At 71.8% G+C, this 24,490-nt stretch carries 25 protein-coding genes; 12 read left to right on the top strand and 13 right to left on the bottom strand.

What is annotated here, in order from left to right:
- Positions 1 to 122: 122 nt before the first annotated feature.
- Positions 123 to 1,403 (bottom strand): exo-beta-N-acetylmuramidase NamZ domain-containing protein, encoded by a 1,281-nt coding sequence (locus OG782_RS07235; protein WP_406448566.1) that lies wholly within the window; start codon positions 1,401 to 1,403, stop codon positions 123 to 125.
- Positions 1,404 to 1,587: 184 nt separating this feature from the next.
- Between OG782_RS07235 and OG782_RS07230 the strand changes: the two genes are divergently transcribed.
- The 4 genes from OG782_RS07230 (at position 1,588) to OG782_RS07215 (ending at position 4,885) form a co-directional block, all read left to right on the top strand.
- On the top strand, positions 1,588 to 2,352 hold the full coding sequence (locus tag OG782_RS07230; RefSeq protein ID WP_406448565.1) for an SDR family oxidoreductase: 765 nt from the start codon (positions 1,588 to 1,590) through the stop codon (positions 2,350 to 2,352).
- The gene (locus OG782_RS07225) at positions 2,349 to 4,016 is read left to right on the top strand and encodes a class I adenylate-forming enzyme family protein (RefSeq protein ID WP_406448564.1); all 1,668 of its coding nucleotides are present in this window, start codon (positions 2,349 to 2,351) and stop codon (positions 4,014 to 4,016) included. Before OG782_RS07230 ends, OG782_RS07225 begins: the two co-directional genes overlap by 4 nt.
- Positions 4,017 to 4,044: 28 nt before the next feature.
- Positions 4,045 to 4,638, top strand: coding sequence for a TetR/AcrR family transcriptional regulator (locus OG782_RS07220; RefSeq protein WP_406448563.1), 594 nt, complete (start codon positions 4,045 to 4,047; stop codon positions 4,636 to 4,638).
- Between the two features lie 82 nt (positions 4,639 to 4,720).
- Positions 4,721 to 4,885 carry a hypothetical protein gene (locus OG782_RS07215; protein ID WP_406448562.1) on the top strand — a complete coding sequence of 55 codons (165 nt, stop codon included), beginning with the start codon at positions 4,721 to 4,723 and terminating at the stop codon, positions 4,883 to 4,885.
- A gap of 44 nt (positions 4,886 to 4,929) precedes the next feature.
- Here the strand turns inward: OG782_RS07215 and OG782_RS07210 are convergent, their stop codons facing one another.
- Together OG782_RS07210 and OG782_RS07205 are read right to left on the bottom strand one after the other, a co-directional pair.
- Complete coding sequence (locus tag OG782_RS07210; protein WP_406448561.1) at positions 4,930 to 6,144, bottom strand: acyl-CoA dehydrogenase family protein; 1,215 nt, start codon at positions 6,142 to 6,144, stop codon at positions 4,930 to 4,932.
- A 9-nt stretch (positions 6,145 to 6,153) separates the two neighbouring features.
- A complete protein-coding gene (locus OG782_RS07205) occupies positions 6,154 to 7,194 on the bottom strand; it encodes a phosphotransferase family protein (RefSeq protein ID WP_406448560.1) in 1,041 nt (346 codons plus the stop codon).
- A 155-nt stretch (positions 7,195 to 7,349) separates the two neighbouring features.
- Here OG782_RS07205 and OG782_RS07200 point away from each other — a divergent pair, with 155 nt between their 5' ends.
- Together OG782_RS07200 and OG782_RS07195 are read left to right on the top strand one after the other, a co-directional pair.
- Complete coding sequence (locus OG782_RS07200) at positions 7,350 to 8,639, top strand: glucarate dehydratase family protein (RefSeq protein ID WP_406448559.1); 1,290 nt, start codon at positions 7,350 to 7,352, stop codon at positions 8,637 to 8,639.
- A gap of 68 nt (positions 8,640 to 8,707) precedes the next feature.
- Positions 8,708 to 9,652 (top strand): NADP-dependent oxidoreductase, encoded by a 945-nt coding sequence (locus tag OG782_RS07195; RefSeq protein WP_406448558.1) that lies wholly within the window; start codon positions 8,708 to 8,710, stop codon positions 9,650 to 9,652.
- A gap of 45 nt (positions 9,653 to 9,697) precedes the next feature.
- On the opposite strand, the gene OG782_RS07190 is transcribed toward OG782_RS07195, so the two are convergent.
- From OG782_RS07190 to OG782_RS07165, 6 genes are all read right to left on the bottom strand, one after another.
- Positions 9,698 to 10,009: a DUF202 domain-containing protein gene (locus tag OG782_RS07190; RefSeq protein WP_406448557.1), complete on the bottom strand. Its 312-nt coding sequence runs from the start codon at positions 10,007 to 10,009 to the stop codon at positions 9,698 to 9,700.
- Positions 10,006 to 10,401 carry a YidH family protein gene (locus OG782_RS07185; protein WP_406448556.1) on the bottom strand — a complete coding sequence of 132 codons (396 nt, stop codon included), beginning with the start codon at positions 10,399 to 10,401 and terminating at the stop codon, positions 10,006 to 10,008. Before OG782_RS07185 ends, OG782_RS07190 begins: the two co-directional genes overlap by 4 nt.
- Before the next feature lie 43 nt (positions 10,402 to 10,444).
- Complete coding sequence (locus tag OG782_RS07180; RefSeq protein WP_406448555.1) at positions 10,445 to 10,957, bottom strand: NUDIX domain-containing protein; 513 nt, start codon at positions 10,955 to 10,957, stop codon at positions 10,445 to 10,447.
- Positions 10,958 to 10,989: 32 nt separating this feature from the next.
- Positions 10,990 to 11,763, bottom strand: a complete 774-nt coding sequence (locus OG782_RS07175) for a glucose 1-dehydrogenase (protein WP_406448554.1) — start codon at positions 11,761 to 11,763, stop codon at positions 10,990 to 10,992.
- A gap of 35 nt (positions 11,764 to 11,798) precedes the next feature.
- Positions 11,799 to 12,428, bottom strand: a complete 630-nt coding sequence (locus tag OG782_RS07170) for a TetR/AcrR family transcriptional regulator (protein ID WP_406448553.1) — start codon at positions 12,426 to 12,428, stop codon at positions 11,799 to 11,801.
- A 91-nt stretch (positions 12,429 to 12,519) separates the two neighbouring features.
- Positions 12,520 to 13,413: a DMT family transporter gene (locus OG782_RS07165; RefSeq protein ID WP_406448552.1), complete on the bottom strand. Its 894-nt coding sequence runs from the start codon at positions 13,411 to 13,413 to the stop codon at positions 12,520 to 12,522.
- A gap of 218 nt (positions 13,414 to 13,631) precedes the next feature.
- Here OG782_RS07165 and OG782_RS07160 point away from each other — a divergent pair, with 218 nt between their 5' ends.
- Positions 13,632 to 15,287 carry an FAD-binding dehydrogenase gene (locus OG782_RS07160; RefSeq protein ID WP_406448551.1) on the top strand — a complete coding sequence of 552 codons (1,656 nt, stop codon included), beginning with the start codon at positions 13,632 to 13,634 and terminating at the stop codon, positions 15,285 to 15,287.
- A 177-nt stretch (positions 15,288 to 15,464) separates the two neighbouring features.
- Here OG782_RS07160 and OG782_RS07155 read toward each other — a convergent pair whose 3' ends face one another.
- Positions 15,465 to 15,914, bottom strand: a complete 450-nt coding sequence (locus OG782_RS07155) for an ASCH domain-containing protein (protein WP_406448550.1) — start codon at positions 15,912 to 15,914, stop codon at positions 15,465 to 15,467.
- A gap of 209 nt (positions 15,915 to 16,123) precedes the next feature.
- Between OG782_RS07155 and OG782_RS07150 the strand changes: the two genes are divergently transcribed.
- Both OG782_RS07150 and OG782_RS07145 read left to right on the top strand, forming a co-directional pair.
- Positions 16,124 to 16,789, top strand: coding sequence for a molybdopterin-dependent oxidoreductase (locus OG782_RS07150; RefSeq protein WP_406458897.1), 666 nt, complete (start codon positions 16,124 to 16,126; stop codon positions 16,787 to 16,789).
- Complete coding sequence (locus tag OG782_RS07145) at positions 16,773 to 17,414, top strand: cytochrome b/b6 domain-containing protein (RefSeq protein ID WP_406448549.1); 642 nt, start codon at positions 16,773 to 16,775, stop codon at positions 17,412 to 17,414. Before OG782_RS07150 ends, OG782_RS07145 begins: the two co-directional genes overlap by 17 nt.
- On the opposite strand, the gene OG782_RS07140 is transcribed toward OG782_RS07145, so the two are convergent.
- Together OG782_RS07140 and OG782_RS07135 are read right to left on the bottom strand one after the other, a co-directional pair.
- A complete protein-coding gene (locus tag OG782_RS07140) occupies positions 17,400 to 18,797 on the bottom strand; it encodes a GntP family permease (RefSeq protein ID WP_406448548.1) in 1,398 nt (465 codons plus the stop codon). The genes OG782_RS07145 and OG782_RS07140 overlap by 15 nt on opposite strands.
- A gap of 11 nt (positions 18,798 to 18,808) precedes the next feature.
- Positions 18,809 to 19,318: a gluconokinase gene (locus tag OG782_RS07135; RefSeq protein ID WP_406448547.1), complete on the bottom strand. Its 510-nt coding sequence runs from the start codon at positions 19,316 to 19,318 to the stop codon at positions 18,809 to 18,811.
- Between the two features lie 173 nt (positions 19,319 to 19,491).
- Here OG782_RS07135 and OG782_RS07130 point away from each other — a divergent pair, with 173 nt between their 5' ends.
- Positions 19,492 to 20,193 (top strand): FadR/GntR family transcriptional regulator, encoded by a 702-nt coding sequence (locus OG782_RS07130; RefSeq protein WP_406448546.1) that lies wholly within the window; start codon positions 19,492 to 19,494, stop codon positions 20,191 to 20,193.
- Positions 20,194 to 20,297: 104 nt separating this feature from the next.
- On the opposite strand, the gene OG782_RS07125 is transcribed toward OG782_RS07130, so the two are convergent.
- Entirely contained in the window at positions 20,298 to 21,029 is a 732-nt protein-coding gene (locus OG782_RS07125) for a TetR/AcrR family transcriptional regulator (RefSeq protein WP_406448545.1), read from the bottom strand.
- Positions 21,030 to 21,130: 101 nt separating this feature from the next.
- On the opposite strand from OG782_RS07125, the gene OG782_RS07120 reads away from it, so the two are divergent.
- Together OG782_RS07120 and OG782_RS07115 are read left to right on the top strand one after the other, a co-directional pair.
- The gene (locus tag OG782_RS07120) at positions 21,131 to 22,687 is read left to right on the top strand and encodes an APC family permease (protein WP_406448544.1); all 1,557 of its coding nucleotides are present in this window, start codon (positions 21,131 to 21,133) and stop codon (positions 22,685 to 22,687) included.
- 53 nt (positions 22,688 to 22,740) lie between these two features.
- The gene (locus tag OG782_RS07115; RefSeq protein ID WP_406448543.1) at positions 22,741 to 24,378 is read left to right on the top strand and encodes an amidohydrolase; all 1,638 of its coding nucleotides are present in this window, start codon (positions 22,741 to 22,743) and stop codon (positions 24,376 to 24,378) included.
- Positions 24,379 to 24,490 lie beyond the last annotated feature (112 nt).

Raw genomic sequence — 24,490 nt, 5'->3', positions numbered from 1 at the left:
GCGGGCAATCCAAGCCCGTCCGGCGGGTCAATCAAGCCCGTCCGGCGATTGAGGACGGAACCGGAAGGCCGGGCGGGCCCGCACACATGGTTCACCCATGCACGCGGGCCCGCCCGCCAGGCTCACCGGTACTGCAGGTACCGCTTCCGTACAGCCCGGAACGCGGCGAGGTCCGCCGCCCACGCGCCGACCACCTCGTCCGTGTCCGCGCCCGCGTCGATCATCGTGCGGACCCGGGTGTTGCCGGTGAGCTTGTCGATCCAGTTGTCGGAGCGCCAGGCGAACCCGCTCCAGGTCTGCTTCGCCGTGACCAGCAGCGCGATCCCGGTGCGCACCGGGTCGAAGACCTCGCGGTCCAGGACGTGCACCTGCACCCCGCCCACCGTCCTGCCCTGGAACTTGGAGAACGTCGGCGCGAAGTACGCCTCGCGGAAGGCCACCCCGGGCAGCCCGAGCGCGTTCGCGGCAGCCGCCCACGTGTGGTCGATCCCCTCCGCGCCGAGCAGCTCGAACGGCCGTGTGGTGCCCCGCCCTTCGGAGAGGTTGGTCCCCTCGAAGAGGCAGGTGCCGGAGTAGACGAGCGCGGTGTCGGGCGTCGGCATGTTGGGGCTCGGCGGCACCCACGGCAGCCCGGTCCCGTCGAAGAAGTCCGAGCGCGACCACCCCGACATCTTCACGATCTCCAGCTCGGCCGGACGGTCCGCCAGGAACTCCCCGTTGAACAGCAGCGCCAGCTCGGTGACCGTCATGCCGTGCGCCTGCGCGATCTCCCGGCGGCCCACGAAGGTGCCGAACGCGGGGTCCAGCACCGGGCCGAGCGCCGCCCGCCCCGTCACCGGGTTCGGCCGGTCCAGGACGACGAACCTCTTGCCCGCGAGGGCCGCCGCCTCCATGCAGTCGTACAGCGTCCAGATGTACGTGTAGAAGCGGGCGCCCGCGTCCTGGATGTCGAAGACGATCGTGTCCACGCCCGACGCCGTGAAGACGTCGGCGAGCGCCTGCCCGCTCTTCAGATACGTGTCGTAGACCGGCAGCCCGGTCGCCGGGTCGTCGTAGCGCCCCTCCGAACCGCCCGCCTGCGCGGTGCCGCGGAATCCGTGCTCGGGGCCGAAGACGGCGGTCAGGTTCACCCGGTCGTCCGGGTGCATCACATCGACGATGTGGCGCACGTCGGAGGTGATTCCGGTCGGGTTCGTGACGATGCCGACCCGCTGCCCCTTCAGCAGCGCGTAGCCGTCCGCCGCCAGCCGGTCGAAGCCGGTGCGCACCCGGCCGCCCTGCCCGCCGCCGTGCCCCTTGCCCTGTGCGGCCCGGGCGGCGGCGGGTCCGGCCGACGCGGCGGTCGCCGCGAGAGCTCCCACCGCACCGCCGGCGGCCAGCAAACCACGTCTGGACAGGCTCATCGGGCTACCTCCATGATCGCGACGACTGTCATGGCCACGCACGCTAGCGCGCGTTCGGGCCGCAGGGAACGTGCCGGACGGGGCGGCTGTGCACGGAGTGGCGGATGAGAGGCTCCAGCCTCTTCCCGGACGACATACCGACCGGTTAGTCTGCCGGTGCAGTCGGCTGAGAGAGGCGGGAGCGATGAGTACGGTGCAGGGCGCGGGCGTAGTGGTCACGGGGGCCGGAGGCGGCATCGGCGCCGCGCTGGCCCGCAGATTCGCCGCCGAGGGCGCGCGGGTCGTGGTCAACGACCTCGACGAGGGCCGGATCAAGGCACTCGCCGAGGAGATCGGCGCCGTCGCGGTCGCCGGTGACGCCTCGCGGATCGTCGACGCCGCCCGTGACGCGCTGGACGGCACCGTGGACATCTACTGCGCCAACGCCGGCCTCGCCTCGCCCGGCGACGTCTTCGCCGACGAGGAGGTCTGGGCCGCCGCCTGGGACGTCAACGTCATGGCCCACGTCCGCGCGGCCAAGGCGCTGGTGCCGGACTGGCTGGAGCGCGGCAGCGGCAGGTTCGTCTCCACCGCCTCCGCCGCCGGACTGCTGACGATGATCGGCGCGGCGCCGTACAGCGTCACCAAGCACGGCGTGGTCGCCTTCGCCGAATGGCTCTCCCTCACCTACCGCCACCGCGGCATCAAGGTCCACGCGATCTGCCCGCAGGGCGTGCGTACGGACATGCTCACCGCCGCCGGATCGGCCGGGAAGCTCGTGCTCGCCCCCAGCGCGATCGAGCCCGAGGACGTCGCCGAGGCCCTCTTCGACGCGATGGCCCAGGACCGCTTCCTCGTCCTGCCGCACCCCGAGGTCGCCGGGTACTACCGGGCCCGCGCCAAGGACACCGACCACTGGCTCGGCAGTATGAACCACCTCCAGCGCAAGTGGGAGGAGACCGGCGCATGAGCGAGTCGATCTACGCGGCGAAGCCCTGGCTCCCGCTGCTCAGCGAGGCCCAGCGGGCCCCCGTCAGCCCCGCCGCGACCCTGGTGCACGCCTTCCGTGACTCCGTGGCCCGGACCCCCGCCCATCCGGCGCTCGCCTACTTCGACGGACGCCTCAGCTACGCCGAGACCGACGCGCTCTCCGACTCCGTGGCCGGGCACCTCGCCGCCCGGGGGCTGCGGCGCGGCGAGCGGGTCGCGATCATGCTGCAGAACTCGCCGCAGTTCGTGCTCGCCCTGCTCGGCGCCTGGAAGGCCGGGGCGACGGTCGTCCCGCTCAACCCGATGTACAAGTCCGCCGAGGTCGGCCATGTACTGAAGGACGCCGAGGTCACGGCGCTGATCTGCTCCGACCGGGCCTGGGAGGCGTATCTGCGGGACACCGCGGCCGGCGCCCCGGCCGTCCGGATCGCCCTCACCGCCTGCGAGCTCGACCTCCAGACGGAGAACGACGAGCGGGTCCTCGGCTTCGACCGGCTGCCGCCCGCCGGCGACGCCGACGACCTGGTGGCCGTCGCCCGGCAGGGCCTCGCCGGCCCGGCCGGCCGGGAGCTCACCGCCGACGACGTGGCGCTGATCAGCTACACCTCCGGGACCAGCGGCACCCCCAAGGGCGCCATGAACTCCCACGGCAACATCATGGTCAACGCCGAGCGCCAGCGCGCCGGCCACCCCATCGCCGAGGGCGCCGCCTACTTCGCGCTCGCCCCGCTCTTCCACATCACCGGCATGGTCTGCCAGCTGGCCGCCTGCCTCACCAACGCCGGCACCCTCGTCCTGGCGTACCGCTTCCACCCCGGCGTCGTCCTCGACGCCTTCGCCGAGCACCGCCCCGCGTACACCGTCGGCCCGTCGACCGCCTTCATGGCGCTCGCCGCCACCCCCGGCGTCACGCCCGAGCACTTCGCCTCCTTCCAGGTGATCTCCTCCGGCGGCGCACCGCTGCCGCCCGCGCTCGTCGAGAAGTTCCGGGCGGGCTTCGGCCCGTACATCCGCAACGGCTACGGGCTCACCGAGTGCACCGCGCCCTGCGCCTCCGTGCCGCCCGAGCGCGAGGCGCCCGTCGACCCGGTCTCCGGCACCCTCTCGGTCGGCGTGCCCGGCCCGGACACGGTCGTGCGGATCATCGACGAGCACGGCGCGGAGGTGCCCTTCGGCGAGCAGGGCGAGATCGCCGTGCGCGGCCCGCAGGTCGTCTCCGGCTACTGGCGGCTGCCCGAGGCCACCGCCGCCGCCTTCCCGGACGGCGAGCTGCGCACCGGTGACATCGGCTTCATGGACCGCGAGGGCTGGCTCTACGTCGTCGACCGCAAGAAGGACATGATCAACGCCTCCGGCTTCAAGGTCTGGCCGCGCGAGGTGGAGGATGTCCTCTACACCCACCCGGCCGTACGCGAGGCCGCGGTCGTCGGCGTGCCCGACGCCTACCGGGGCGAAACGGTGCGGGCCTACGTCAGCCTGCGGCCCGGTGCCTCGGTCGAACCCGGCGAATTGGGTGCGTACTGCAAGGAACGGCTTGCCGCGTACAAGTACCCGCGCGAAGTCGAGATCCTGACGGAACTTCCCAAGACGGCAAGTGGGAAGATCCTCAGGCGGGAACTGCGTTCACCCCGTAAGAACGGCTGACCCACGGCACGGAAGGAAGGCGGCGGCTATGGCCAAGGCGACGGACGGGAGCGGTGTCCCCGTCCCCCAGCGGCTGCTGGCCGCCGCCACCCGGCTCTTCGCCGAGCAGGGGTACGACCGCACCTCGGTCCAGGAGATCGTCGAGGCGGCAGGCGTCACCAAGGGTGCGCTGTACCACTACTTCGGCTCCAAGGAGGACCTCCTCCAGGAGGTGTACGCCCGGGTGCTGCGGCTCCAGCAGGAGCGGCTCGACGCCTTCGCGGACGCCGACGCACCGGTCGAGCAGCGGCTGCGTGACGCCGCGGCCGACGTGGTCGTCACCACCATCGAGAACCTCGACGACGCCTCGATCTTCTTCCGCTCCATGCACCATCTGAGCCCCGAGAAGAACAAGCAGGTACGGGTGGAGCGGCGCCGCTACCACGAGCGCTTCCGCGCCCTGGTGGAAGAGGGCCAGCGTGCCGGCGTGTTCTCCACGGCCACCCCGGCCGACCTGATCGTCGACTACCACTTCGGCTCGGTCCACCACCTGTCGACCTGGTACCGGCCCGACGGGCCGCTGACCCAGCAGGAGGTCGCCGACCACCTGGCCGACCTGCTGCTGCGCGCGCTGCGCCCCTAGGGCCTCTCGTTCCTCGCCGGGATCCACTGCCGCAGAGCCCGCCCCGCAGGACCGGACCGGTCCGCGGGGCGAAGCTGGATATATGGCGCACATACAGTCTTCGACGCATGTCCCCGCTCTGTGGAACGTCGCTTACGGGCCGCACCGGCCGGCGGTCGTCCGGGTCATCGCCCGGTGCCTCCTGCGGGTGCGGGCCTTCGCCCGCGAACTGGCGCTCGCCGACCACGTACCGTACGGCGGCTACTGACGGCCGGGCGGCCCGTGCGGGTCAGGGGCCGCCCGGCCGGTCGCTCACAGGTACTTCTTGATCTCCCGGCGGGCCAGCGAACGCTGGTGCACCTCGTCCGGGCCGTCCGCCAGCCGCAGCGTCCGCGCCGCCGCCCACAGCTCGGCCAGCGGGAAGTCCTGGCTGACCCCGCCCGCACCGTGCAGCTGCACCGCCTGGTCGAGGATGGCGACCACCGCGCGCGGGGTGGCGATCTTGATGGACTGGATCTCCGTGTGGGCGCCGCGGTTGCCGACGGTGTCCATCAGCCAGGCCGTCTTCAGCACCAGCAGCCGCAGCTGCTCCACCGTCACCCGGGCGTCCGCGATCCAGTTCTGCACGACGCCCTGCTGGGCGAGCGGCTTGCCGAAGGCGGTGCGCGACACCGCGCGGCGGCACATCAGCTCGATGGCGCGCTCGGCCATCCCGATCAGCCGCATGCAGTGGTGGATGCGGCCCGGACCCAGCCGCGCCTGGGCGATGGCGAAGCCGCCGCCCTCCTCGCCGATCAGATTCGACGCGGGCACGCGTACGTTCTCGAAGACGACCTCGGCGTGGCCGCCGTGGGAGTGGTCCTCGTAGCCGTACACCTGCATGGCGCGCTTCACCGTCAGGCCCGGGGTGTCGCGCGGGACGAGGATCTGCGACTGCTGGCGGCGGAGGTCGTCGCCGTCCGGGTCGGTCTTGCCCATCACGATGAAGATCGCGCAGTCCGGGTTCATCGCCCCGGAGATGTACCACTTGCGGCCGTTGATGACGTAGTCGTCGCCTTCGCGGGTGATGCGGGTCTCGATGTTGGTCGCGTCGGACGAGGCGACCTCCGGCTCCGTCATCGCGAACGCGGACCGGATCTCCCCGGCCAGCAGCGGCTGGAGCCACTGCTTCTTCTGCTCCTCGGTGCCGAACTGCGCCAGCACCTCCATGTTCCCGGTGTCCGGCGCCGCGCAGTTCAGCGCGGTCGGCGCCAGGTGCGGCGAGCGGCCCAGGATCTCCGCCAGTGGCGCGTACTGGAGGTTGGTGAGCCCGGCGCCGTACTCGGCGTCCGGCAGGAAGAGGTTCCACAGCCCCTGCCTGCGGGCCTCGGCCTTGAGGTCCTCCACCACCTGAGGGGTGTCCCACGGCGAAGCGAGCAGCGCGCGCTGCTCGTCCGCGGTCTTCTCGGCCGGGTACACGTGCTCGTCCATGAAGGTGAGCAGCCGGGCGCGCAGCTCCTCGGTACGGGCGTCGAATGCGAAGTCCATGGGGGTGGGTCAGCCTTCCTGGAGGGTGGTGAGGCCGTGCTCGATGAAGACGGGGACGAGGTCGCCGATGCGGTCGAAGCCGCCGCCGACCGTCTGGCCCAGGGTGTAGCGGTAGTGGATGCCCTCAAGGATCACGGCGAGCTTGAACCAGGCGAACGCCGTGTACCAGGAGATGGCGGAGGTGTCCCGGCCGGAACGGGCGGCGTAGCGCTCGATCAGCTCGGCGGGGGAGGGGTGGCCGGCCGCGCCGCTGGTGGTGGAGACCGGCGACTCGGGCAGGTCCAGGTCGGAGCTGTACATCACCAGCAGGCCGAGGTCGGTCAGCGGGTCGCCGAGCGTCGACATCTCCCAGTCCAGGACGGCCTTGATCTCGTCGTCGGCGCCGATCAGGACGTTGTCCAGGCGGTAGTCGCCGTGGACGACCGTCGGGGCGGGGGAGGCGGGCAGCTCCCGGCCGAGCGCCGCGTGCAGTTCGTCGATGCCCGGCAGTTCACGGTTGCGGGAGGCGTCCAGCTGCTTGCCCCAGCGGCGCAGCTGACGGTCCAGGAACCCCTCGGGCCGCCCGAAGTCGCCGAGACCGACCGCGGCGGGGTCCACGGCGTGCAGCTCGACGAGGGTGTCGACGAGGCCGAGCACCGCGCTGCGGGTGCGCTCGGGGCCGAGCGGGGCGAGCTGCTCCGCCGTGCGGTACGGGGTGCCCTCGACGTACTCCATGACGTAGAACGGCGAGCCGATGACCGAGTCGTCCTCGCAGAGCAGTACCGGTTCGGGGACCGGGACGGCCGTCGGGTGCAGGGCGCTGATCACCCGGTGCTCGCGCTTCATGTCGTGCGCGGTGGCCAGCACATGGCCCAGCGGGGGCCGGCGGACCACCCAGCGGCCGGTGCCGGCGGCGTCCGCTTCCGTGTCAGTGACGACGTATGTCAGGTTCGAACGGCCGCCCTCGATGAGCCGGGCCGCCAGCGGTCCGTTCACCAGGCCCGGCCGCTCGCGGTCGAGATGTCCGCGCAACCGGTCGAGGTCGAGACCTGGCGGGTGGACTGGGCTCATCGTGCGCACCTCCGGAGGTGGAAAAGCAGTCGGTGCTCATGATGCCGACCAGTCGGTATGTCGTCCAGTGAACTTCCGGAACCGGATGCGCGGAATCCGGTCCGAATGGTGGCCGGACCCTGGCGCCCGGTCGTATCCCTGAATAGAGTTCACGTATGGATACAGCGTTGTTGATCGACGAAGTCCGGCTGACTCCGATCCTCATAGCCGACCCGCCCCTGCTCAACACCCAGGGCGTCCACCAGCCGTACACCCCGCGGCTCATCGTGGAGGTCGTCACCCGCGGGGGAGTGACCGGCATCGGGGAGACCTACGGCGACGGCAAGTACCTCGAACTGGCCGAGCCGCTCGCCGCGGCCCTGGCCGGACGCCCGGTCAGCGATGTGAACGGACTCTTCGCCCTCGCCGACGAGGTGTGCGGAGATTCACGCGCGGCCGACGAGCGGGTCGACGCGGGCGGGCTGCGCGGCGTCCAGACCGCGGACAAGCTGCGCCTCTCGGTGGTCTCCGGCTTCGAGGTGGCCTGCCTGGACGCGCTGGGCAAGGCCCTCGGCCTGCCCGTGCACGCCCTGCTCGGCGGCAAGGTCCGCGACAGCGTCGAATACAGCGCCTACCTCTTCTACCGGTGGGCCGGACACCCGGAGGGCGGCGAGCGCGACGACTGGGGCGCGGCCCTCGACCCGGCCGGAGTCGTCGCCCAGGCGCGGCGCTTCGCCCGCGAGTACGGCTTCTCCTCCTTCAAGCTGAAGGGCGGCGTCTTCCCGCCCGACGAGGAGATCGCCGCCGTCCGCGCGCTGGCGGAGGCGTTCCCCGGGCAGCCGCTGCGGCTGGACCCCAACGGCGCCTGGTCCGTCGAGACCTCGCTGTACGTCGCCGCGCAGCTCGAGGACGTCCTCGAATACCTGGAGGACCCGGCGGGCGGCACGGAGGCGATGGCCGCCGTCGCGGCCGGCACCGCTGTGCCGCTGGCCACGAACATGTGCGTCACCACGCTCGCCGAGGTCCCGGAGGCCTTCGCCCGGGGCGCCGTCCAGGTCGTCCTCTCCGACCACCACTACTGGGGCGGCCTGCACCGCACCCGCGAACTGGCCGGGATCTGCCGCACCTTCGGCGTCGGGCTCTCCATGCACTCCAACACCCATCTCGGGATCAGCCTCGCCGCCATGACCCACGTCGCGGCCACCGTCCCCAACCTCGACTACGCCTGCGACAGCCACTACCCCTGGCAGGGCGAGGACGTGATCACCGCCCGCCATGTCTTCGAGAACGGCCGGCTCGCCGTGTCCGACGCCCCCGGCCTCGGTGTCGAACTCGACCGGGAACGCCTCGCCGCACTGCACCGCCGCTGGCTCGACGACGACGGCACGATGCGCGAGCGCGACGACGCCGCCGCGATGCGCAAGGCCGAACCGCAGTGGCGGACGCCGCAGGTCCCGCGCTGGTGAGCGCCGGTGCGTCCGGGCCCGCGCCGGCCTGAGTTGCGGACGCCGCGCCCCGCCCCGAGGGTCGGTACATGAAGGCGATCAGTTACCACGCGTACGGCGGGCCCGAAGTCCTGGAGTACGGCGAGCGGCCCGACCCCAAGGTCGGCCCCGACACCGTCCTGGTGAAGGTCCGGGCCGCGGCGGTCAACCCCGTCGACCGGCACGCCCGGGAGGGGCACCTCGACGCCGTTCTGGAGACGGTCTTCCCCGTGATCCCCGGCTGGGACGTGTCGGGGGTGGTCGTCCAGCCCGGCGTCGCCGTCGACGAGTTCGCCGTCGGCGACGAGGTCATCGGATACGTGCGGGAGGACTTCCTCAGCCGCGGCACCTTCGCCGAGTACGTGGCCGCCCCCGTGCGCACCCTCGCACGCAAGCCGCTGAGCCTGAGCTTCGAGGAGGCCGCGGGGCTGCCCCTGGCCGGCCTCACCGCCTACCAGGTGCTCCACCGGGCGCTGCGCATCCGCAACGGGGACACCGTCCTCGTCCACGCGGCGGCGGGCGGCGTCGGCTCGCTCGCGGTGCAGATCGCCCGCCACACCGGATGCCGGGTCATCGGGACCGCGAGCGAGCACAACCACGACTACCTCCGGCAGCTCGGCGCGGAGCCCGTGGAGTACGGGGACGGTCTCGCGGACCGGCTGCGGGCGCTGGCCCCGGACGGGATCGACGCCGCCTTCGACACCGTGGGCGGTGAGGCCCTGCGGGTGTCCGCCGAGACCCTCGCGCCGGACGGGCGCCTGGCCTCGATCGTGGACCCCGAGGTGTTCTCGTACGGCGGCAAGTACGCCTTCGTGCGCCCCGACGCCAAGGATCTGGCCCATCTGGCGGAGCTGGCCGAGCGGGGCATCGTCTCGGTCCATGTGGACCGGGTCTTCCCCCTCGCCGAGGCCGCCCGGGCCCACCGGCTCAATGCCGAGGGCCGCACCCGCGGGAAGATCGTCGTCACCGTCGACTGGGACGCCCCGGAGGACTGAGCCGCGGGGCCGTTGGTCCAGGGGCTCCGGTTCAGGGCCGCCGGTTCAGAACAGCATGGCCGCGGCGAACACGGCCAGCGCGACCGTGCACGCCGCAGCCGTCAGGGCCGCCCGGGGCCCGAGCGGCTGCGGACGGGCGGTGCCCATGCCCTGCACGCGGCGGTTGGCCACCCGCAGGAACCCCAGCCAGGCCAGCACGCTCAGTGCCAGCGCGACGATCCCGGCCCCCGTCGCACCGCCGTGCAGCGCCTGCTTGCCCGCCAGCAGCGCCACCACCGTGCAGGAGAGCGTGGTACGCCGCCATGCCAGCCGCGTCCGCTCGGGCTGGAGCCCCGGGTCGCGCCCGGCGGCGGTCACCGCCCCTCCCAGCCGAAGAGGACCACCACCACCATCGCCACGGCCACCACGGCGACCGCGACACTCAGCAGCGTCGGGAACCGGGACACCGGCAGATCCTCCCCGCGCCGCATCGCCCGCTCGCACCGCACCCAGTGGTTGACGGCCCGCAGCGCGCACAGCACACCGGCGGCCAGCAGCGCGAGCGCCAGACCGGCGCGGACGCCCCACGCCAGTTCGGGCAGGAACTGGTCGACCGCGAAACCGCCGCCGATCAGTGCGAGGGCCGTCCGGATCCAGGCGAGGAAGGTCCGCTCGTTGGCGAGCGAGAAACGGTAGTCGGGGGTGTCGCCCTCGTCGCGGATCCGCTCCGGTGCGAACCACAGCCGCAGGCTCCGTACAAATTCGTTCACGTATGGACCTTATCCGCCGCTCAATCCCTCGTTCCGGGCCGGTTCAGGGCGTCCCCCGGAACGCGCGCAGCCGCCGGTAGCCTTCCAGGCCGTCCGGCACCCACGGCCAGTCCTCCAGCCGCTGTTCCAGCTCGGCGTCCGTGAGGAAGGTGTGCCAGGCGACCTCCTCCACCTGCGGCTTCACCGGCAGCTCGCACCGTACCCGGTAGACGTATGACCACCAGCTGTGCCCGGCGCTCTCGTAGAGGAACTTGAACAGCGGCTCCGGGCGGGGGAGTCCCGAGACGCCCAGCTCCTCCTCGGCCTCCCGCAGCGCGGCCTCGTCGTACGTCTCGCCGGCGCCGACGACCCCGCCGACGAACATGTCGTAGTGGGAGGGGAAAACCAGTTTGGTGGCGGTCCTGCGGTGTACGAAGACACGGCCGCCGGCGTCCCTGGCCTCGATGAAGACGCAGCGGTGGCGCAGGCCCCGCGCGGTCGCCTCACCGCGCGGTGCCTGCCCCACGACCACGTCGTGCTCGTCGACGATGTCCAGGATCTCGTCAGAAGGTGTCATGCCGCACATCCAACATCAGACCCCGCAGGCGATCACTGCCCCATGACGTACTTGACGGTCGGCCCCGTGGTCCAGCCGCCGTCCACGGCGAGTTCGGCGCCGGTGACGTACGAGGCGGCGTCGGAGAGCAGGAAGACGACGGCCTGCGCGATCTCGCCGGCCTCACCGACCCGGCCCATGGGGGTGTTCGGGTAGTTCCCGTCACCCTGGCGGATCCCCACGGACGCGGTCATCGGGGTGTACACCATGCCGGGGTGCACGGAGTTCACCCGTACCTTCGCCGTACCGAGCTCCACCGCGCCGACCTTCGTCAGTCCGCGCACGCCCCACTTCGACGCGCCGTAGCTGGAGGTCAGCGCGAGGCCCATCAGCCCGGCCGCCGACGAGATGTTGACGATCGAACCGCCGCCGTTCTCCTTCATCACCGGGATCACCGTCTTCATGCCGATGAAGACGGCCGTCAGATTGATGTCGATGACCTTGCGGAAGTGCTCGACCGTCTCCGTCTCCAGCGGCTGTCCGGTCGAGACGCCGGCATTGTTGACCAGGCCGTCGATCCGTCCGAACTCGGCGAGGGCGAAGGCGGCGACGCGCTGCCAGTCCTCCTCGGAGGTCACGTCGTGGTGGAGGAAGCGGGCCCGCGTACCGAGGGCGGCGGCGGTGGCGGCACCCTCCTCGTCGAGTACATCGGTGATCACCACGTTCGCGCCGCCGTCCACGGCGAGGCGCGCGGCCTCGGCGCCCAGGCCGCGGGCGGCGCCGGTGATGATGACGGTCCGGCCGGTGAGGCTGTTCTTGTCGGTCATGACATGTCCTTCTTGCTTCGTGTGGTGCGGGTGGTTCACGCGCCGTGCGGCGCGGGGGCGTGCAGGAATGCGGTGGTGGTGCCGACGAGATCGGCGAGGAAGAGCTCCTGGCCGGTCAGCGGCCGGGTGCCGTCGAGCCCCTGGCGGGCCCGGTCGGCCAGCGCCGCACCGATCAGGGTGAGCGCCAGATCAAGCCGCTCCAGGCGTACGGGCTCCGGCAGCGCGTCCAGCCGGTCCCCGATCCGGCTGATCAGCCGCCCGTAGGCGGTGCCGTCCAGAGCGGGGTGCGGCCGGCCGGTCCGCAGCCCGGTCTCGTGGCTCAGCTGTGCGGAGATCCGCAGACAGCGACGGCCCCGGTCGTCGGCGAGCAGGGTCGCCTCCGCCGCCAGGAGCGCGGTGAGCAGTTCCCGTACACCGCAGTCCTCGGGGAGCGCGTCGAGCAGCGGGGCGACGACTCGCTCCGTGCGCTCCTGACGGCCGGCCATCACGGCGTCCAGCAGCCCGGCGCGGGAACCGAAGTGGTACTGCACCGCGGAGGGGTTGCTCTGGCCCGCGAGAGCGACGATGTCCCGCAGCTGGGCGCCGTCCGTGCCCTGTGCGGCGAAGATCTCCTCGGCCGCGCGGATCAGCTTGTCCCGGGTCTCTTGTCCCGATGTTCTCGCCATGGAGCCAAAGTAATGCTGGCCATTATTAATTGCCAGCGCGGGCAGCCGGTTGTGAGGAAGCGGACAGTGGGACGCCCCCCCCGGGGGTCCCTCAGCGCGGCTGGAGGCGCTGCGTGCGCCGTCCGCCCACCGGCCCTTCCGGCATCGCCGGATGCAGGCCCAGCAGCACGATCCCGGCCACGATCGCCGCCAGCCCGGCCGCCTGCCCGGCCAGTGCCCCGGCGTCGGTGCGCACCTGGTCGCCGAGGAAACCGATCCCGCAGGCGATCCCGGCCAGCGGCTGGGCCGCGGTCAGCGCGGGCAGCGACATCCGCAGCGGGCCGGTCTCGAACGCGCTCTGTACGAGGATCAGCCCCGTCACCCCCAGCACCAGCACCGCGTACGGCTGCCAGCTCATCACCAGGGCCGCCCAGCCGCCGTCCGAGAACCGCTGGCCGCTCACCCGGGTGAGGGCGTCCTGGAGTCCGTAGAGCAGCCCGGCCGCCACCGCGAGCAGCGCCGGGGAGGCCCCCGACCGCGAGCGCTTCGCGAACGCGGTGAGCAGCAGGGCCAGGCCCACCACCACCCCGATCACCAGCCAGTGCCGCAGCGGACTCGACACCGCCTGCCCGCCCTTCGGCTCGCCCGCCACGAGGAAGGCGGCGACGCCGCCCGCGAGCAGCCAGAGCCCGGCCCAGCCCTGCCGGCCCAGCCGCTGGCCGGTGCGGTGACGGGACAGGGCCATCGCGAAGAGCAGATTGGTCGCGAGGAGCGGTTCGACGACGGAGACCTCGCCCTTGCCCAGGGCCAGGGCGCCCAGCACCATGCCGCACACCATCAGGCCGATACCGGCCAGCCAGCTGCGCACCCGCATCAGGTCGAGCAGCAGCCGCGGCGACAGATAGTCGCTCTTCGGGGCGTGGCGGGCCGCGGCCTGTTGCAGGACGAAGCCGAAGCCCAGACAGCAGGCCGCGCTCACGGCGAGCACGAGGACCAGCACCGACACGCTTGTCCACCCCAAGTCAGGCCGGAAGAGGGTGATTTGTTTCGACGATAACGCCTGGGTCCCGCCGGTGCGGCCGGGGCGCGGCCGACCGGGCGGTTGACGCCGGGGCGGCCGGTGCCGAAGATCTGACGCACGAGTAACTTCGCGAGCGGCCGCACGGGTGACGTGCGGTCCCTGCGCCGGACCGCGGCCCGGTCGCCCCGACAAGGATGGAACCCATGGCGTACGACGCTGATGTGATCGTGATCGGGGCAGGACTCGCGGGACTGGTCGCCACCGCGGAGCTCGTCGACGCGGGCCGCTCGGTGATCCTGCTCGACCAGGAGCCCGAGCAGTCGCTGGGCGGACAGGCGCACTGGTCGTTCGGCGGTCTCTTCCTCGTCGACTCACCCGAACAGCGCCGGATGCGGATCAAGGACAGCCATGAGCTGGCCCTCCAGGACTGGTTCGGCACGGCCGGCTTCGACCGTGAGGAGGACCACTGGCCGCGCAAGTGGGCCGAGGCGTACGTCGACTTCGCCGCCGGTGAGAAGCGCTCCTGGCTGCACCGGCAGGGCATGCGGTTCTTCCCCGTCGTCGGCTGGGCCGAGCGCGGCGGCTACGACGCGAACGGCCACGGCAACTCCGTCCCCCGCTTCCACATCACCTGGGGCACCGGCCCCGGCGTCGTCGCCCCCTTCGAGCGCCGGGTGCGCGAGGGTGTCGCCAAGGGGCTCGTCACCTTCCGCTTCCGTCACCGGGTCACCGGCCTCGGCCGCACCGGCGGCACCGTCGACACCGTGAGCGGCGAGATCCTGGCGCCCAGCGACGCGGCCCGCGGCACGGCGAGCAGCCGGGAGACGGCCGGCACGTTCGAGCTCAGGGCCCAGGCGGTGATCGTCACCTCCGGCGGCATCGGCGGCAACCATGATCTCGTCCGCAAGCAGTGGCCCGAGCGGCTCGGCACCCCGCCGGAGAAAATGCTCTCCGGCGTTCCCGCGCATGTCGACGGGCTGATGCTCGGCATCACCGAGGACGCGGGCGCCCACCACATCAACCGCGACCGGATGTGGCACTACACCGAGGGAATCGAGAACTGGAACCCGATCTGGGCCAGACACGGCATCCGGATCCTGCCCGGCCCGTCCTCGCTCTGGCTGGACGCCCGCGGCAAGCGGCTGCCCGTGCCGCTCTTCCCCGGCTTCGACACGCTCGGCACCCTCGAACACATCATGCACAGCGGCCACGACTACACCTGGTTCGTCCTGGACCAGAAGATCATCGGCAAGGAGTTCGCGCTCTCAGGCTCCGAGCAGAACCCCGATCTGACCGGCAAGTCCGTCCGTGACGTGATCGGCCGGGCGCGCGCGGACGTGCCGGGGCCGGTGAAGGCGTTCATGGACAACGGTGTGGACTTCGTCGTGGAGAAGGACCTCGGGGCACTGGTGCGCGGCATGAACGCGCTCACCGGTGAATCGCTCATCGACGAGGACGACCTGCGCCGCGAGATCACCGCCCGCGACCGGGAGATCGCCAACCCCTTCACCAAGGACCTCCAGATCACCGCGATCAGGGGCGCCCGCGCCTACCTCGGCGACAAGCTGATCCGCACGGCCGCGCCGCACCGCATCCTCGACCCCAAGGCCGGGCCGCTGATCGCCGTACGGCTCAACATCCTCACCCGCAAGTCGCTCGGCGGACTCGAGACGGACCTGTCCTCGCAGGTGCTCACCGCGGACGGCACCCCGCTGGCCGGGGTGTACGCGGCCGGTGAGGCAGCCGGATTCGGCGGCGGCGGGGTGCACGGATACCGCTCGCTGGAGGGAACCTTCCTCGGCGGCTGCATCTTCTCCGGCCGGGCGGCGGGCCGGGCGGCCGCGGCGGCGGTGGCCTGACCCGGGGGACGGATCCCGGCGGGCCGGGCGGCAGGGCGGGCCGAAGCCGGGGCCGGGCAGCCCTCGGACCGGCCAGGACCGGCCAGGACCGGCCAGGACCGGCCAGGACCGGCCAGGACCGGCCAGGACCGGCCTCCGCCGGGGCCGGGGCGGACCGCGTCCGGCCCCGGGCTGTTCTCAGCCCGCGGATGTCCCCGCGGCGGGGCCGATCAGTTCGACGACCCGGAACCGTTCGGCGACGACCAGCGTGTCGTCGTCGACCGTGAACTCCGGGTCGCCGAGCCCCTCCCGCATCTCCGCGCTGTGCCAGAACCGTTCGTGGCCGGCCCGCCATCCGGCCACCGAGGTGTCGCCCTCGCCCTCGTCGAGCACGTGCTGCAGATCGACGTCACCGAGCCGCAGGATCCGTACCTCGGTCACCTCCAGCACCGCGATCTCCTGCCCGTCCGAGTCGATCAGCGCGGACCGCTCGCCCACCGGGGGCGGTTCCTCCTTCTCCGCCTCGTACTCCGCGAGGAGTCCGGTCGTCGACACCTTCCGTCCCTCGAGAACCGCGGCGACCAGCCGATCGCGCAGCGGTCCGGGGAAGACGAGAAGGAAGGGCTTGAGGGCTTCACGGTTCGGCATGGCGCAAGTCTGCCACCGGCGGCCCGCCGGTGGCGGGGAGAATCTGACGGGACGGTGACGTACCGCCGCCGCCCCTGGCGTCCGGCGCCCCGGAGTGCTCGAATCGCGGGGTGAACAGTTCTTCCTCCGGCGCGGAACCGGATACGGAGCCGCCGGGCCCCGATCCGGACGCCACCGGCACCCCCGTGGGCCGGCGCCTGGTCCTGACGATGCTGGGTCTGGGCGCCGCCGGGCTCGTCGCCGCGCCCGTACTGCAACGGACGCTGGAATCCGGCCTGGGCGCGCTCTCCGACAAGGACCCCACCGGGCTGACCGGTCTGCTGCCCAACGGCGGCGGCTTCCGGTACTACTCCGTCGCCTCGTCCGTACCGGAGAAGAGCGCCGCCGACTACCGGCTGACCGTCGACGGCCTGGTCGGCCGCCCGGCCACGTACACCCTGGACGCGCTGAAGGAGATGGAGCAGACCCGGATGGTGCGGGACGTCCAGTGCGTCACCGGCTGGCGGGTGCCCGAGACCCCCTTCGAGGGCGTACGGCTCTCCGCCCTGCTGGACGCGGCGGGGGTCCGGCCGGAGGCGAAGGCGGTCCGCTTCACCTGCTTCGACGGCACCTACAGCGAGAGCCTCACCCTCGCGCAGGCCCGCCGGGCCGATGTACTGGTCGCGCTGCGGATGCAGGACCGGCCGGTGTCCCACTCCCACGGCGGCCCGGTCCGGCTCTACGTGGCCCCGATGTACTTCTACAAGTCGGCGAAATGGCTCTCCGGGATCACCGTCACGGACTCGGTTCGCCCCGGTTACTGGGAGAAGCTCGGATATGACGTCGACGCCTGGGTCGGCCGGTCCAACGGCCGCGACGATGCCCCCACGACCTGAGCCGGCCGCTCGCGTACGAAGGTTCAGCCGGCCGGTGCGGTGGGTGCACCGGGCCACGGCGGCGCTGACGCTGACCTGCGTGGCGACCGCGGCCTGTCTGTACGTCCCGCAGCTCGCCGAACTCGTCGGACGCCGCCACCTCGTGGTCACCGTGCACGAGTGGTCCGGGCTGCTCATTCCCGTACCGCTGCTGGCCGGACTCCTCGCGCGGTCGCTGCGGGCCGATCTGGGCCGGCTCAACCGTTTCGGACCGCACGACCGGCAGTGGCTGCGGGCGGTGCGACGGCGTGACCACCGGCCGGAGTCCCGCCCGGCCGGGAAGTTCAACGCGGGGCAGAAGCTGTATGCCGCCTGGATCGCGGGAGCGGTGCTCGTCATGGCGGGCACCGGGCTGCTGATGTGGTTCACCGGGCTCGCCCCGCTGATGTGGCGGACCGGTGCGACGTTCGTCCACGACTGGCTGGCGCTCGCGATCGGCATCGTGCTGGGCGGACACATGGCGATGGCGCTCGCCGACCCGGAGGCACGCCGTGGCATGCGCACCGGGTCGGTCGAGCGCCAGTGGGCCCGTCGCGAGCACCCGCTGTGGCGGGAGCCGGAGGAGCGGTCGCTAGAGGATCAGTGACAGCAGCATGATGAAGGCCAGCGAGACCACGGAGATGATGGTCTCCATCACCGACCAGGTCTTCACCGTCTGGCCGACGTCCATCCCGAAGTACTCCTTCACCAGCCAGAACCCGGCGTCGTTGACATGGCTGAAGAAGAGCGAGCCGGCGCCGACGGCGAGGACCAGCAGGGCCACGTGCGAGGTCGACATGCCGGCCGCCAGCGGGGCGACCAGACCGGCCGCCGAGATGGTGGCCACGGTCGCCGAACCGGTCGCGAGCCGGATCGCCACGGCGATCAGCCAGCCGAGCAGCAGGGCGGGAATCGACCAGCTCTCGGAGAAGTCCAGGATCATCTGGCCCACGCCGGCGTCGATCAGGGTCTGCTTGAAGCCGCCGCCCGCGCCGACGATGAGCAGCACACCGGCGATCGGGGCGAGGGACTTCTCCACGGTGGTGGAGAGGCGCGCCTTGGTGAATCCGGCCGCCCGGCCCAGGGTGAACATGCCCACGATGACGGCTGCGAGCAGCGCGATGAGCGGGGAGCCGATCACATCGGTGACGCGCTGGAACCCCTGCTCGGGGTCGTCCACCACGATCTCGACGAGCGCCTTGACCAGCATCAGGACGACCGGCAGCAGGATCGTCGCCAGGGTGGCGCCGAAGCTGGGCCGGCGGTCCAGGTCCTCGGCAGGGCGCTGCGGGATCATCGTCTCCGGCGCCTTGATGTCCACCCAGCGGGCGGCGTAGCGGGAGAAGACCGGACCCGCGATGATCACCGTCGGGACGGCGACCAGCACACCCAGGGCCAGCGTGACGCCGAGGTTGGCGCCCAGCGCGTCGATCGCGACGAGCGGGCCGGGGTGCGGGGGGATGAGCCCGTGCATCACGGAGAGGCCGGCCAGCGCCGGGATGCCGATCCGCATCAGGGAGTAGTTGCCGCGCTTGGCGACCAGCAGCACCACCGGGATCATCAGCACGATCCCGACCTCGAAGAACAGCGGCAGACCGATGATCGAGGCGATCAGGACCATCGCCCACGGCATGGCCCGCCTGCTCGTCTTCGCGAGGATCGTGTCGACGATCTGGTCCGCGCCGCCGGAGTCGGCGAGCAGCTTGCCCAGGATCGCGCCGAGCGCGATGAGGACGCCGACACCCGCGACGGTCGAGCCGAGGCCCGCGGTGAAGCTGGCTATCGTCTTCGCCGGCGCGGCGCCGGCGAACGAACCGAGTGCCAGCGAGCCGATGGTCAGCGCGAGGAACGCGTGCATCTTGAACTTGGTGATGAGCAGAACGATGACGGCGATGCCCGCCAGCACGGCGATGCCCAACTGCGCGTTGCCGGCCGAAGTGATCGGTTCGACGGCGTCCGCTGCCAGCATCTCGACGCTGAGACTGGTCACGGTGATGATCCTTAGTTATCGAGCCGGCGCAGTGCGGCGACGGCTCGCTGGGTGATTTCTTCGGGGCTGCCGGACACATCCACGGCGACGCCGGCCTCGTCGGCCTCAAGGGGCTGGAGGGCGGAGAACTGCGAGTCGAGGAGTGCGGTCGGCATGAAGTGGCCCTGGCGGCCCGCCATCCGCTCCTCGATGAGCGACCGGTCGCCGCTCAGATGCAGGAAGACAGCGCCGGGGGCCTCGCTGCGCAGCCGGTCGCGGTAGGACCGCTTCAGGGCCGAGCTGCTGACCACGCCGCCGAGCCCCGCCCGGCCGTGCGCCCACTGCCCGATCGCATCGAGCCAGGGCCACCGGTCCGCATCGTCCAGCGGGGTGCCGGCCGACATCTTGGCGATGTTCGCAGCGGGATGGAAATCGTCGCCCTCGGCGTACGGAACGCCCAGTGCGGCGGCGAGCAGGGGGCCGATCGTGGTCTTGCCGGTCCCTGCGACGCCCATCACCACGACGACGTGGGGGGTGCTCATTACGGTGCCTCGCTGTCCTCTTCGATGTCTTCCTCGACATCGGTCCGTCGCGCTACTGAAACCTATACGTACGACTTATTCAAGATGGTGTGACATTAACGTCGTACTTTTTGTTCCCGAGGGGGCCGTGAACCCGAGAGGGCCGCGTGAAGAGGCCCCCGTACTCTGGGTCCATGACCACACAGGGCCAGGGGCTGCATACACATGTGCTGGACACCCTGGGTCTGGAGATCGCCGCGGGTGAGCATCCGCCCGGCCAGGTCCTGCGTACGGACGAGCTGGCCCAGCGCTTCGACGTCTCACGCACCGTCGTACGTGAGGTGATCCGGGTCCTGGAGTCCATGCACCTGGTCGAGTCCCGCCGCCGGGTCGGCGTGACCGTACGGCCCACCGAGGCATGGAACGTCTACGACCCGCAGGTCATCCGATGGCGGCTGGCCGGTGCCGACCGCCCGCGCCAGCTCCGCTCGCTGACCGTCCTGCGCTCGGCGATCGAACCCGTCGCCGCCTCGCTCGCCGCCCGCCACGCCACCCCCCAGCAGTGCGCCGAGCTCACCGAACGAGCCCTCGGCATGGTCGCCACCTCGCGCGGCCAGCAGCTGGAGGGGTATCTGGAACACGACATCGCGTTCCACCGGATCGTCCTCAACGCCTCCGGCAACGAGATGTTCGCGCGCCTGGGCGACGTGGTCGCCGAGGTCCTGGCGGGCCGCACCCACCACCAGGTGATGTTCGAGGACCCCGACCCGGCGGCCGTCACCCTCCACGTCCGGCTCGCCGAGGCGGTCCGTGAGGGCGACGGCGGGGCGGCGGAACGGCTGACGAAGGAGATCGCGGTGGGCGCCCTGCACGAACTGGACGTCCTCGCGCCCTAGGGTCTTCCGTTTGGATCAGGCCGGATCAGGGAGCGAGGCCGGATGCGCGCACCGGATCCCGCGAGCCCGGCATGATCCGGACGGGAGGCCCTGAACCCGTCCGCTCAGGCGCCGGCCGGCGGGCTCGGGCGTACATGCTGCAACCGCGCGGCGGCCGAGGCCAGCACCATCTCCAGCGCCGCCGGATATCCGCTGCGTCCCATCTCCGCCACCAGTACCGCCGCGGCCGCCGCGATGTTGGGGTGTGTCCGCTCCGGCTGCCGGGCGTAGATATCCGGCCAGGCCTGCAACTCCAGGTTCCGCGCCTGCTCCGAGAGCACCAGCGTCGACGCGTCCAGCGCCGCGAACGACAGCGTCAGGTCGACGAAGACGTGGTAGACCCGGACCGCCTCGCCGTCCGGGAACCCCGCGCCCCGCAGGACGCCGAGGATCGCCTCGACCGACCGGACCTCGTGCGTACGGCCGGTCACCCGGGCGAACGTCAGCATCGCCGCCTGCGGATGCGCCAGATAGTCCGCGTGCATCCGCAGCCCCAGGTCCCGCAGGTCGCCCCGCCAGTCACCGGCCGGCGCCCAGGTGCGCAGCGTCCGGCCGATCAGCTCGTCCGCCACCGCCAGCAACAGCTCGTCGGTGTCCCGGAAGTACCGGTAGAGCGCGCTCGGATCGCATCCCAGGGCCGAGCCGAGCCGCCGCACGGTGAGAGCGGCCGCCCCGTGCTCACCGATCAGCCGCAGCGCCGTCTCCACGATCAGCTGCTCGGACAGTACGGTGCCCTGCTTGGTGGGACGCCTGCGCCGGCGCGCGCCCTCCGCCACCACCCGCTCGCTCGCGTTCATGCGAGGACCTTATGACAACGGCGTTGACATGCGGAACCCCTGAGGAGTTCGATGTGCCGCCAGCGGGCCGAAAAGCGCCCCTCGGTGAAGGAGCGACCGCGATGTCCTCTCGTACTCCCCACGGCGACGGACCACCCGGAGCGGCACAGCCGCCCGCGGCCCTGCGCAAGAGCCTCGGTGTGGTCGACGGGTTCGCCATCGCGGCCTCGTCCACCGCGGCCACCACGAGCATCGGCATCGGTCTTGGCGTCACCGCCAGCGCGGTCGGACTGCACCTGCCGATCATCATGCTGCTCGCCTTCCTGCCCATCCTGGGCATCGCGAGCGCCTACTCCCGGCTCAACAGGGTCGAGCCGAACATGGGCAGCGGCTACGTCTGGGTCGGCCGCTCGCTGAGCCCCTGGCTCGGCTTCCTCGTCGGCTGGATCGGCATCGTCTCCACGATCGTGTTCCTCGCCTACACCACCACCGTCACCGGCTCCGCCCTGCTCCAACTGGCGGGCGAGGGCGGACTGCACCAGGTGGCCGGGTTCCGGCTCGACCCGGACTCCACCGCGCAGTCGACCGTGCTCGGCATCGTCGTCCTGGTCGCCGTCACCTTCACCGCGGTCACCGGCCTGCGGTCGGCCGCCACGTTCCAGAAGTACCTGCTGGTCTTCGAGTACGCCGTCCTGCTCGGCTTCTGCGGATACGGCCTGTTCGCCGGCTCGCAGCCCTTCAGCCTCGACTGGCTCAACCCGTTCACCATCCCCTCCTTCGAGCAGCTCGCCCAGGGGCTGCTGCTCTCCGTCTTCTGCTTCTGGGGATTCGAGTCCACCTTCAGCGTCACCGAGGAGATCAAGGACCCGCAGGACGCCTCCAAGGCGGGGATCATCACGCTCTTCACGATGCTGGGACTCTTCCTGCTGGGCTCGTTCGCCTTCCAGCGCGTCCTGTCGCTCGACGAGCTGACCTCCCACGGCGCCCAGGGGCTCACCTACTTCGGCAACCAGCTGGCCGACCAGCCGCTCGCCGCCCTCCCGTTGATCGCCCTCACCCTGTCCGCCGTCGCCTCCCTGCAGTCCGGGGTGATCCCGACGGTGCGCGGCATGTTCGCCATGGGCCGCGACCGCACGCTCGGACCCCTGTGGACCAAGGTCAGCCCGCGGTACGGAACACCCGCCGCCGGAACCGTCGCGGTGGGCTGCATCGCCGCCGCCATCGCCGTGCTCTCCCTCGTCATCCCGAAGGTCGGGGACCTGATCCTGGCCTCCGTGAACGCGATCGGGGTCGTCGTCTCGATCTACTACGCCCTCACCGCGCTGGCCGCCGCTTCGCGCTTCCGCGGCTCGTTCCGGGAGAGCTGGACCCTGGCGGTGCGGGCGGTGGTGCTCCCCGTGACCAGCGCCCTCGTCCTGCTCGCGCTCGGCGGCTACCTCTGCTGGACCTTCGCCACCTCGGTGGACCACTTCGAGGTCAGCCCGGACAACGGCTGGTTCATGCTGCTGTGCCCGGCCGTCATCCTGCTGACCGGCTTCATCGCGGCGGCCTGGGCCAAGTGGGTCAGGAAGTCCCCGTACTTCGTCACCGGCCGGTCCACCGCCCCGGACGCGCTCGCGGACCCGCTCCCGCAGACCGCCCCGGAGACGGTCCGGGAGACCGCCCCGGAGACCGTCTGACCTCCCGTCACCCGCACGCCCCGAACCCGCGCAGCAACGAAACGGAAGAGCTCATGCACCGCACCCCCGCCGACCTCGTGTTCACCGGTGGTCCCGTCCACACGACCGACGCCGCCCGCACCCGCGCCACCACCGTCGCCGTCACCGGCGACCGGATCACCGCGGTCGGACACGACGAGGTACGCGACCTCATCGGCCCGCGCACCGAGGTGGTCGACCTCGCCGGCCGCCTCCTGCTCCCCGGCTTCCAGGACGCACACATCCACCCGGTCAACGCCGGGCAGGAAATGGCCCAGTGCAACCTCGCGAACACCAAGGGCACCGACGCCACCATCGCGGCCGTACGCGCCTACGCCGACGCGAACCCGGAACGTGAGTGGATCACCGGCGGCGGCTGGTCCATGGACGCCTTCGAAGGCGGCGCACCCACCCGGCAGCAGCTCGACACCGCCGTACCGGACCGCCCCGCCTTCCTGGCCAACCGCGACCACCACGGCGCCTGGGTCAACAGCCGGGCCCTCGAACTGGCCGGCATCACCGCTGGCACCCCCGACCCGGCCGACGGGCGCATCGAACGCGACGAACACGGCGAGCCCACCGGCCTCCTCCAGGAGGGCGCCATGGACCTGGTCGCCCAGCACGCCCCGCGCTCCACGGCGGCCGAGCGCCTCGCCGGGCTGCTCCGCGCCCAGCGCCTGCTCCACGCGTACGGCATCACCGCCTGGCAGGACGCCATCGTCGGCACCTACGGCTCCATGGACGACGTGGGCGACGCCTATGTGACGGCGGACCGCGACGGCACGCTCACCGCCCGCGTCACCGGAGCCCTGTGGTGGGACCGCGAACGCGGCGCCGAACAGATCCCCGGACTCGTCGCCAGGCGCGAGGAGCTGAGCGGCAGGAACTTCCGCGCCGCAACGGTGAAGATCATGCAGGACGGGATCGCCGAGACCGGGACCGCCGCCCTCCTCGCCCCGTACCTCGACGCCTGCGGCTGCGCCACCGCCAACACCGGCACCAGCTTCGTCGACCCCGTCGAACTGCGCCGTTACGTCACCGAGCTGGACGCCCTCGGCTTCCAGACCCACTTCCACGCCCTGGGCGACCGCGCGGTGCGCGAGGCCCTGGACGCCGTCGAGGCCGCCCGCGCCGCCAACGGACACACCGACACCCGGCCGCATCTGGCCCACCTCCAGGTCGTCCACCCCGACGACATCCCCCGCTTCCGCGCCCTCGGGGCCACGGCCAACATCCAGCCGCTCTGGGCCGCCCACGAACCCCAGATGGACGAGCTGACCATCCCCTTCCTCGGCGGCGAACGAGCCGCTCTCCAGTACCCGTTCGCCGCACTGCTGCGCGCCGGCGCCACGGTGGCCGCGGGCTCCGACTGGCCCGTCAGCAGCGCCGAACCGCTGCACGGCATCCACACCGCGGTCAACCGCGTCGTGCCCGGCGGCGACAGCCCCGTCTTCTTCCCGGAGCAGCGCATCTCCCTGACCGAGGCGCTGGCCGCGTACACGGCGGGATCGGCGTACGTGAACCATCTGGACGACACGGGCAGCATCCGCGCCGGCGCCCTGGCCGACCTGGTGGTCCTGGACCGCGACCTCTACGCCGCACCGGCCGAGGAGATCGCCGACGCCCGGGTCCTGGCGACATACGTGGGCGGCCGCCGGGTCTACGGGGACTGACAGCGGGCCCGTACACCGCGGGGGCGCCGCGGCAGTACCGTGGTGCGCCACCGCGGCGTGCTCCGCGCCCCCCTCGCACGGCGTACGGTTGTTCGTGATCGATCTCCGGAAA

Origin of the sequence: Streptomyces sp. NBC_00876 (genome assembly GCF_045207435.1) — a bacterium.
Lineage (GTDB): Bacteria > Actinomycetota > Actinomycetes > Streptomycetales > Streptomycetaceae > Streptomyces.
This window is presented reverse-complemented; position numbering and strand designations above follow the sequence as displayed.

What these genes read in the sequence shown, in the direction of transcription:
- OG782_RS07235 (WP_406448566.1), bottom strand. Translation starts at nt 1,403, where the DNA reads ATGAGCCTGTCCAGACGTGGTTTGCTGGCCGCCGGCGGTGCGGTGGGA.
- OG782_RS07230 (WP_406448565.1), top strand. Translation starts at nt 1,588, where the DNA reads ATGAGTACGGTGCAGGGCGCGGGCGTAGTGGTCACGGGGGCCGGAGGC.
- OG782_RS07225 (WP_406448564.1), top strand. Translation starts at nt 2,349, where the DNA reads ATGAGCGAGTCGATCTACGCGGCGAAGCCCTGGCTCCCGCTGCTCAGC.
- OG782_RS07220 (WP_406448563.1), top strand. Translation starts at nt 4,045, where the DNA reads ATGGCCAAGGCGACGGACGGGAGCGGTGTCCCCGTCCCCCAGCGGCTG.
- OG782_RS07215 (WP_406448562.1), top strand. Translation starts at nt 4,721, where the DNA reads ATGGCGCACATACAGTCTTCGACGCATGTCCCCGCTCTGTGGAACGTC.
- OG782_RS07210 (WP_406448561.1), bottom strand. Translation starts at nt 6,144, where the DNA reads ATGGACTTCGCATTCGACGCCCGTACCGAGGAGCTGCGCGCCCGGCTG.
- OG782_RS07205 (WP_406448560.1), bottom strand. Translation starts at nt 7,194, where the DNA reads ATGAGCCCAGTCCACCCGCCAGGTCTCGACCTCGACCGGTTGCGCGGA.
- OG782_RS07200 (WP_406448559.1), top strand. Translation starts at nt 7,350, where the DNA reads ATGGATACAGCGTTGTTGATCGACGAAGTCCGGCTGACTCCGATCCTC.
- OG782_RS07195 (WP_406448558.1), top strand. Translation starts at nt 8,708, where the DNA reads ATGAAGGCGATCAGTTACCACGCGTACGGCGGGCCCGAAGTCCTGGAG.
- OG782_RS07180 (WP_406448555.1), bottom strand. Translation starts at nt 10,957, where the DNA reads ATGACACCTTCTGACGAGATCCTGGACATCGTCGACGAGCACGACGTG.
- OG782_RS07175 (WP_406448554.1), bottom strand. Translation starts at nt 11,763, where the DNA reads ATGACCGACAAGAACAGCCTCACCGGCCGGACCGTCATCATCACCGGC.
- OG782_RS07170 (WP_406448553.1), bottom strand. Translation starts at nt 12,428, where the DNA reads ATGGCGAGAACATCGGGACAAGAGACCCGGGACAAGCTGATCCGCGCG.
- OG782_RS07160 (WP_406448551.1), top strand. Translation starts at nt 13,632, where the DNA reads ATGGCGTACGACGCTGATGTGATCGTGATCGGGGCAGGACTCGCGGGA.
- OG782_RS07155 (WP_406448550.1), bottom strand. Translation starts at nt 15,914, where the DNA reads ATGCCGAACCGTGAAGCCCTCAAGCCCTTCCTTCTCGTCTTCCCCGGA.
- OG782_RS07150 (WP_406458897.1), top strand. Translation starts at nt 16,124, where the DNA reads ATGCTGGGTCTGGGCGCCGCCGGGCTCGTCGCCGCGCCCGTACTGCAA.
- OG782_RS07145 (WP_406448549.1), top strand. Translation starts at nt 16,773, where the DNA reads ATGCCCCCACGACCTGAGCCGGCCGCTCGCGTACGAAGGTTCAGCCGG.
- OG782_RS07135 (WP_406448547.1), bottom strand. Translation starts at nt 19,318, where the DNA reads ATGAGCACCCCCCACGTCGTCGTGGTGATGGGCGTCGCAGGGACCGGC.
- OG782_RS07130 (WP_406448546.1), top strand. Translation starts at nt 19,492, where the DNA reads ATGACCACACAGGGCCAGGGGCTGCATACACATGTGCTGGACACCCTG.
- OG782_RS07125 (WP_406448545.1), bottom strand. Translation starts at nt 21,029, where the DNA reads ATGAACGCGAGCGAGCGGGTGGTGGCGGAGGGCGCGCGCCGGCGCAGG.
- OG782_RS07120 (WP_406448544.1), top strand. Translation starts at nt 21,131, where the DNA reads ATGTCCTCTCGTACTCCCCACGGCGACGGACCACCCGGAGCGGCACAG.
- OG782_RS07115 (WP_406448543.1), top strand. Translation starts at nt 22,741, where the DNA reads ATGCACCGCACCCCCGCCGACCTCGTGTTCACCGGTGGTCCCGTCCAC.